The organism is Pseudorhodobacter aquimaris, from assembly GCF_001202025.1.
Taxonomy (GTDB): Bacteria; Pseudomonadota; Alphaproteobacteria; order Rhodobacterales; family Rhodobacteraceae; genus Pseudorhodobacter; species Pseudorhodobacter aquimaris.
Genome location: NZ_LGHS01000063.1, coordinates 1 through 4,932 on the forward strand (window position 1 = coordinate 1; position 4,932 = coordinate 4,932).

Sequence of the window (4,932 nt, forward strand, 5' to 3'; positions counted from 1 at the left end):
TCTCGGAGCTGGCCAATTTCAGCCGGTCAATGGCCTTGGCTGACGACTTCCAGCTATATGCGCCCGCGCGCATTCCCGGTTTGAACGCCCATTTGTGTGTCACCTTGCCCGCCATCTACAGCCTCCCCGCCATGCGCAGCGCATTCCCTTCGACAGCTTCCGCAGTTTGCGTGACATAGCCATCTGTCGAACCCTGAAGTGCGGCCACCTCGGCTGTTACCTTCACCCTGCATCCGACCAGCTTGTCGACAAGTTCTTGGACCCGGTTGCGGACATCGGTCGGGCGATAGCCAATGTCGCGCGCCACCTTCTCCCAATGCCGCCCCGCAATCATGTCCGGAGTGCGCTTCTTGCCGGCGATGCTCTGCGCGTAACTCTGGACAACATGCGGCCAAGGCAAGACAGAGGATACATCGTAAAGCGGGGCAAGGCGCGGCGCGGCTGCGACCGGCAGGATCAGCGAATAATTCTTGGCATGGGCATCGGTGTTGGCGACCAGGATGTTGAAGATGACCTGATCAAGCAGGGCGAGGGCATCATTTGCGCTGACGTGCCGCCCTGTCTCCAGCAGCGTCTTGAGGTCCAGCCCGCGCAATGTGCCTCGCTCATATTTCCGCCCCGGAGGAAAACCATTGGCCTGTGCGAAATCCTCTTGATGAACCCGCAGGATCTGACCGTTCCGCCCGAGCCTGCGATCATAGCGCAACACGCCAATTGCCGTGCGGCCAGATGCCTTGAGGATCGTTGCTTGTGCAGCCTCGATGCCGACGGCCTGCGCTATCCGCAGACACCAGACTTCGTTCTCGGTGATGCCGGGCAGATTGGGATTGTCCGGTTTGACGATCAGTGTGGACGGGGCACCGTTGAGGGGAATAGCGAGCACGTCATTCGGGCCAGGCAAGCCCAGCACAGGCACGCCGTCAGGGCCCAGAACGGCCAAAGCCGACTTCTTCTGGCCACCCGCGAGCGACTGGCGCACCCCTTCCTCGCCGACCAGAAATGGTCTGCGGCCAAGATCTGCGAAATGGCGCTCCAGTGCTTCGGGCGCATCATCGGTGCCGTAGAACTGCGTCAGCGGCGTATAGGCCCAGCGGCTGGGATCCGCAGGCTCCCCGAAGGACAGAGCCCCCGCAGTGTCCCCGCCAATCTCTTTCAGCACGGCCAGAACATCAGCCTGATCCAGCCCCAGAGAGCGCGTCAGAACCTGAAGCTGTTCTTCCTCGGGGAGAAGGTTGGCAAGCCAGGGCGAGATGACCTCGGACGGATAGGCCTCAGCGCGCAAGGGCATGGTGACCGAGAGGGTAAACGCCCCTGCGGTCTGCAGCCATCGTTCGTCGTAGCGCAAAGACAGCATGCCATCAGCGGCAACATCTACATGTCCCACTTGAAGCGCATCAAACCGGATCGGGACCGAAGCTGTCACTGGTACTCCCCAAGGTCGTAGCCCTGCGACGCGTCTTTCGTCCTGGCGTCCGCGCCGGGCAACGCATCATCCAGCAGGGTCGAAAGAGGCACACGCAACGCCGCCGCAATCTTGGCAAGCGTCGTCAGCCTGGCGTCACGCTTCCCCGTCTCGATCAGGGACAATGCCGGAGCACTGATCCCGGTGAGGCGCGCGAGCTGGTCGAGGTTGAGGCTCTGCTCAGTACGGATCGCCCTGATGCGTCCTCCGATATCGGCAAGAAGCTGCTGGTCGTTTTCGATTGACATGGCGAGGTTCCTTACCCTTTTCGGTAAGGATAGACCAAACTGTGGGATGGCTCAAGATGTCTTATCGTTATCGGTAAAGCAGTGTTAGAACGGGCTAGGCGCGGGCACGGTTTACCTTATTGGATAATCTTTTCTGACTTTGCCTCGGTAATCCGCTCGGATGATCGCGGGCGCGCCAAACCCCGCGAATGCTGCCCAATGTCGTCGAATGCCGCAGACTGCAAGCGAATGCGTGCCAATGCCGTTTTTTAGGCGAGGTGTTGATGTGGCGTTGATGTAAAACGCAAAACACCCTGCGGTATAAAGATACCACAGGGTAAGCGTTTGTTTTATTTTGATTATTTTGGTTGCGGGGGTAGGATTTGAACCTACGACCTTCAGGTTATGAGCCTATGCTTCAATGTTTTCCACAGCTTAATCAAATCAGTCACTTAGCCAACAAGCCTTTGATTTCACGAATTTTGCGACCCCGCGTTCGCCGACATTCGCCCGCATTCGGCTGCAAACACAGCGCGAAACTTGCATTCGCGGGTTGATGTGGCGTTGATGTAAACAGCCTTTATTCTCCGCAGGATCATGATCGCAAACGGCCCATAAATGTCGGTTGGACCCTGCCGCATCCCGCAATGCGGTTTAGTCGAACGGGCCATAACTCCTTGCGGGTTAATTACTATTACGACACAGTTCGGCACTGTGCATGGAATAACTTTTTGGAAGCTGCGGTGCATGGTGAAAGATGTGTCCTTCGAGCAGATTAGCGGATCGCTTGGATCTCTCTTACTGCTGTGGTCTGCAATCGAACAATCAGCGCGAGCCGAAGTCGCCCGTGCTAATGATGGGCAGCTTCCAAAGTCTGCACATGGCATTGCAGCGGCTCTGAGCGCTTGGGAGACAGCTGTCGTAAGTGGAAAAGATCCATCACTGCTGCGCAAGATGCTTGCCTCAACGCTTCGTGCCCAACTTCAGCATCCGCTCGATGTTCGGAACGGCGTCTGTCACGGGTTAGTTGGCCTTTCAGCCACGCATGGTGATGGGGCCGCAAGTCTGACTTGGGAACTCAACGGTAAAAGACGCAGCGTCACTTGGGACGAACTGCAGGTTACCTTCAGTTGGCTTTCTAAAATCCCGCACGCAATCGGCATGATTTCAAACTCTCCCTCAATGACGCTGGGAAGCAGGATGAAGGACAACCATGAGAACCGCGAATGGTGGAGGGCTGAGTATGGGCTCAACCTTCCGGATCCAACGAGGAGCGTATCGCTTTGACATCACGTTCGGCCCAAAGCCGCCGTCCACTTGAGGCGTCAGATGCTGCGGTGCGGCCCGTCGAACCAGTCGTTCGCTGCAGGCGCAAAGTCGAGCCGACAGCGAATTTATAGTCTGCGGGACTTTGCTGCCGTTGCGATCAGAACTCTCAACGACATCTCCCAGCCCCCTAAAGCAATCAAGTCACCGATGGCCCAAGCGTTGCGGGCAAGCTAATATCCCAAGCAGCAACAGCAGACTCAGTGAATGAAATGGGAAAAGATTGGCTTACTACGAACAAGATTTCAAAGAGGTCGCGCATTGTGGTGCCAATACTACCATCAATATTGCGTGCGATGACGAAGGAAGAAAGAGCGCTGCTTTTGGGATTGTTGCCCGCCGTCCCGGACCAATGACTGCGGTTGGTGTCTATATCCTGCTGCCCCACGGAATCCCAGTTTCTGATTTCAGTATTGGGGGAATGGGCCGACCGTCTGGTCCACCGACGCCGGAGGGATGTGTTCCGGCAATCCTTGGGTCTGACTCACTGGGCTGCTGGGGACATCAATGCCCGCAATGCGATGGTTACTTCCGCAATGGAAATCACGCGGCGATTTATCCCCAGACCTGCCCATACTGCGGCTTGAGAACAGCCGCATTTCAATTTCTCACACCAGCACAAAGGATGTTCCTTGCACACCTTGCTGAGAGGTTGGAGGAGGAACTTGCCGCTCCCGATGAAAAGGGGACTGAGCGGCAAGTAGAAATCGACATGGAAAGCCTCGTAAAGCAGGCCGCAGATGAACCAAAGCCAGACTTCTACTATGCGTCACAGACACAGCAGACGCGATACAAATGCGAACATTGTAGCGAGTTTAATGATATCAGGGGACTCTATGGCTACTGCGCCGCCTGTGGATGGCGGAATAACGTCCAGATGCTCGCGGTTAGGTTTGAGGAAATCAGACAGTCCCTTAATGACGGACGATCGCAACCGGAGGCCGCAACAGGCCAAAGCGTTTCGGCGTTCGATGCGGCATGCCGTGACTTCGCCAATCAACTGGTGCGCCGCATTCCAATGAAAGCCGCACGGAAAGAAGCGCTTTCTAGGTTAGTCTTCCACGACATTGAGTCTGAAACCTTTAAACGATTGAAAAACTCTTTCGACTTGGATCCTCTTAAGGGGATTGTGGACAAAGATGCTCGATTTATTCGGCTCATGATGGAGCGCAGGCACGTTTTTGAGCACAATGCAGGCGTCATCGACCGTAGGTACGTCGAACGAAGCGGCGATGAAGATGCAGTAGAGGGGAACTTGTTGCGCGAGAACCGCGAAAATGCGCATCGCCTAATTGGATTGCTTGCACGTATAGCAAGTAACGTTGAAACAGACTTCCACGAGATTTTCACACCGACAGAATGGCCAGTCAATTATTTTAAAGAGCGGCAGAAAAGGTCATCACGGTAGCGTCCCTAGGCGGGCATTCGTACACATTGCAATATTGGCCAAAAAGGGCTCACTGACGACCTCGGAAGCAGCGCAACATCCCGTCCGATCAGGTAGGGGGCCATCGACAAGGACGGCCCATGGACGAAGCCGCTTCGCGGCATTGGCGCATTTGGCTGATGTAGTGAGCCGCCTGCAACGCTTGGCGTTTTGCGAAGCGACCGACCTGTCTGATGATTGAGGCCTTCTCAATCATCAGACAGGAGGTTCCCATGACAGAGGAGAAAGTAACCCCGCTGCGCCAGCGGATGATCGAAGACATGCGCATCCGTGGGATGGGCGACAAGGCGCAAAAGTCCCACATCCGGGCGATCAAGGACTTCGCGTCCTTTCTGGGGCGATCACCCGACACCGCGACGCCGGAGGACCTGCGCGCATATCAGCTCCACATGACAGATACAGGGATCACGCCCTCGACCTTCAACACGCGCATTGTGGCGCTGCGGTTCTTTTTCGGCATGACCTGCGGG

At 56.2% G+C, this 4,932-nt stretch carries 5 protein-coding genes; 3 read left to right on the forward strand and 2 right to left on the reverse strand.

All coding sequences use genetic code 11. The features are described 5' to 3' along the window. Positions 1-115 precede the first annotated feature (115 nt). Together AKU94_RS11305 and AKU94_RS11310 are read right to left on the reverse strand one after the other, a co-directional pair. The gene (locus AKU94_RS11305) at positions 116-1,423 is read right to left on the reverse strand and encodes a HipA domain-containing protein (protein ID WP_050527384.1); all 1,308 of its coding nucleotides are present in this window, start codon (positions 1,421-1,423) and stop codon (positions 116-118) included. After that, on the reverse strand, positions 1,420-1,710 hold the full coding sequence (locus AKU94_RS11310; protein WP_050527385.1) for a helix-turn-helix domain-containing protein: 291 nt from the start codon (positions 1,708-1,710) through the stop codon (positions 1,420-1,422). Before AKU94_RS11310 ends, AKU94_RS11305 begins: the two co-directional genes overlap by 4 nt. A 726-nt stretch (positions 1,711-2,436) precedes the next feature. Between AKU94_RS11310 and AKU94_RS19745 the strand changes: the two genes are divergently transcribed. The 3 genes from AKU94_RS19745 to AKU94_RS11325 form a co-directional block, all read left to right on the forward strand. Next, a complete protein-coding gene (locus AKU94_RS19745) occupies positions 2,437-2,976 on the forward strand; it encodes a hypothetical protein (protein WP_157056523.1) in 540 nt (179 codons plus the stop codon). Between the two features lie 262 nt (positions 2,977-3,238). Continuing rightward, the gene (locus tag AKU94_RS11320; protein ID WP_157056524.1) at positions 3,239-4,423 is read left to right on the forward strand and encodes a hypothetical protein; all 1,185 of its coding nucleotides are present in this window, start codon (positions 3,239-3,241) and stop codon (positions 4,421-4,423) included. A gap of 251 nt (positions 4,424-4,674) precedes the next feature. Beyond that, positions 4,675-4,932, forward strand: a 258-nt coding sequence (locus AKU94_RS11325) for a site-specific integrase (protein WP_198144796.1), incomplete at its 3' end; no start/stop codon positions are given.

Bases quoted from the DNA above. Each gene is read 5' to 3' on its own strand.
- AKU94_RS11310 (WP_050527385.1), bottom strand. From the start codon at position 1,710: ATGTCAATCGAAAACGACCAGCAGCTTCTTGCCGATATCGGAGGACGC.
- AKU94_RS19745 (WP_157056523.1), top strand. From the start codon at position 2,437: ATGGTGAAAGATGTGTCCTTCGAGCAGATTAGCGGATCGCTTGGATCT.